3 protein-coding genes are annotated in these 2,478 nt (G+C 27.7%); all 3 read left to right on the top strand.

The annotated features are described in order from the left end of the window. The coding region (locus tag ACMOUI_RS01085) for a class 1 isoprenoid biosynthesis enzyme (RefSeq protein WP_418963899.1) at positions 1-684 on the top strand (684 nt) is incomplete at its 5' end. Between the two features lie 9 nt (positions 685-693). Beyond that, positions 694-1,158 (top strand): DUF2147 domain-containing protein, encoded by a 465-nt coding sequence (locus ACMOUI_RS01080; RefSeq protein WP_418963898.1) that lies wholly within the window; start codon positions 694-696, stop codon positions 1,156-1,158. Positions 1,159-1,166: 8 nt separating this feature from the next. Then, on the top strand, positions 1,167-2,474 hold the full coding sequence (locus ACMOUI_RS01075; RefSeq protein ID WP_418963897.1) for an ATP-dependent nuclease: 1,308 nt from the start codon (positions 1,167-1,169) through the stop codon (positions 2,472-2,474). The last annotated feature ends 4 nt before the right edge of the window (positions 2,475-2,478 follow it).

Below are 2,478 nucleotides of genomic sequence, written 5' to 3'. Positions count from 1 at the left end.
AGATATACTAAAATAATAGTATACTTAAGACAGATAGTTACATCGACAGATAACATTATAGATGATGAGAATAAGGGGTTAATCTTTATAAAAAGCTTAAAAAACAAAGTGGTATCAAATAGTTTGGTGATGTTAACATGTCAGAATCTTTTGACAAAAGAGTGCCTTGAATTAAGTGATGGAAAGGATATGGCTGTTAAAAAGATATTTGATAAAATCTATTTAATAGCTATAAGTGAGAGTTTAAGAGATATATCTCAATATTCAGAATATCCAAATGAGGAGTATATTTTGGAGAAAATACATAGAGGAATAGGTGGAGAACTATTAAAAATAAGTTTAGAAGTTCCATTGGTTGTCGAGGATAATATAAAATTAAAAGAGTATTCCAAGGGAATATTTGAAATAGGAATGGCATTACAAGCTCTAGATGATTTTTTTGATATAGAGGAGGATAAAAAAAATGGAAAAGTGAATCTTTTAAAATCAAAATTAATACATAGTAGTAAAGGTGAGAAAGAATCTCAAGAGGACTACTTAAAAGTAGTATCAGAGAATGCTTATAAAGGGTTTAAAATTTTAGAGAACAATAATTTTCCAATCAATAAAAAAGAATCTAAGAAAATTTTGAAAAAACTTTTTGAGTTAAGAGGGTTGAAAGAGTATGTATCGATTTTAGATTGAGGAGGAAAGATGAAAAAATATTATATTGCTTTATTTTTAATGATGTTCTGCCAACTTTTTTCTAAAGATCCATATATAGGGTATTGGGAAATGCCAGATAAAAAAGTTATAATAGAGATTGAAAAGAAAGATCAGGAATATGTGGGATATGTGAGATGGTTAAAAGATTTAAAATATCCAAAAGGTGATTCTATGGAAGGGATAGAGCAAGTGGATAGAAATAATTCAAACCCAAATTTAAGAAATAGAAAAGTCATAGGTTTACAGGTTGTTGGCGGTTTGAGTTTAAATAGGCAAGGAACAGCACTAGTGGATGGATGGATATATGATTCATGGAATGGAAAAAAATATTATGGAACAGCCAAAGTGATAGATAGCGACACCTTAAGTTTGAAAGGATCGCTAGATCCTTGGGGAGTTTTGGGATATTCAATGAAAGTTAAAAGAGTTCAGCAACTACCAAAAGAAAAGTAGGTGAAAAAGTGGAAATAAAAAGATTGAGTATAAAAAATTGGCAAGGTATTGGTTACTTAAATATTGAGTTTCAAAAGATGTTGATATTAATAGGTGAATCAAATAGGGGAAAAACAAGTATCTTAAAGGGATTGGCAGCTATTTTAGGAGGTTATGAAATTAAAGATTCAGATTTTAAAGATAAAAAATCAGAGATAGAGATTAAAATAAAGTATTATGATAAAAATAGTGGTTTTTTAACTTTAAAGTTAGTAAAAAAGATAGGTGAAAAAGATAGCTATTTTGTATTGGATCATGGAGTGGAAAGAGAGTTAAGTTTAGATAGTGTCAAAAAAAGATTTAGAGATATTAAAGGGATAGTTATAACATCTAAAGAGAATAGTATATATGAAGCTTTAAATCAAATTAAAACTATTTTTGACTCAGATAATAAAAAAAATAAAATTGCAAATGAGTTAGAAAGTAAATTAGGGCACTTAAGATCAAATATTTTATCTCAAAGTTTGCAAAGAAAGGTACTTTTTAGCTTCTTAAAAAATATTCTAGAGGATATAGAGGAGTATGAGATAGATTTAAAAAATCATTTTTATAATATGTTTTTAATTTTTGAAGAGCCAGAGTTACATTTAAGTCCCCAAGAGAGTAGAGAGATGTACTCTATATTAGTGAAATTATCTAAAATAGGGGTTCAGATAATAATGGAAACACATTCAAGCTATTTTGTGGGCTTAAATCAATATAAGTCAATATGTTTAATAAAAAAAATAAAAAATGAAGTGAAAGTTTATCAACACACAGGAAGATTATTAAATGGAGATGAGATAAAAAGTTTTAATATGAACTATTGGATAAATCCAGATAGAGGGGAGTTGTTTTTTGCAAAAAAAGTGATACTAGTAGAGGGACAAACCGATAAGATAGCGATATCCTACCTGGCTAAGAAACTTGAAATTTATAACTATAACTACTCTATAGTGGAGTGTGGAAGTAAAAGTATAATTCCACAGTTTATAAAAATTTTAAATGCGTATAGAATTCCATATGTAGCAGTTTATGATAAGGATAATCATAAGTGGAGAAATGAGACAGAGCTAGAAAATTCCAATATAAAGAACAGAAAAATAGAGAAAATAATAAATAGATATATAGGAGATTTTATAGAGTTTGAAAATGATATAGAGGAGGAGATTTACGAAGAGGAAAGAGAAAGAAAAAATTATAAAAATAAACCATACTATACCCTTCAAAAGATAACCGAAGAAAATTATAGAATACCTTTAAAATTAGAGGAGAAAATAAAAAGAATATACAAATAAAGAT

The sequence above is a fragment of the Cetobacterium sp. genome, assembly GCF_048470075.1.
In the GTDB taxonomy this organism is placed as follows: domain Bacteria; phylum Fusobacteriota; class Fusobacteriia; order Fusobacteriales; family Fusobacteriaceae; genus Cetobacterium_A.
Note: the sequence above shows the minus strand (reverse complement) of the source record. Positions and strands in the feature narration are given on the sequence as shown.

Bases quoted from the DNA above. Each gene is read 5' to 3' on its own strand.
- ACMOUI_RS01080 (WP_418963898.1), top strand. From the start codon at position 694: ATGAAAAAATATTATATTGCTTTATTTTTAATGATGTTCTGCCAACTT.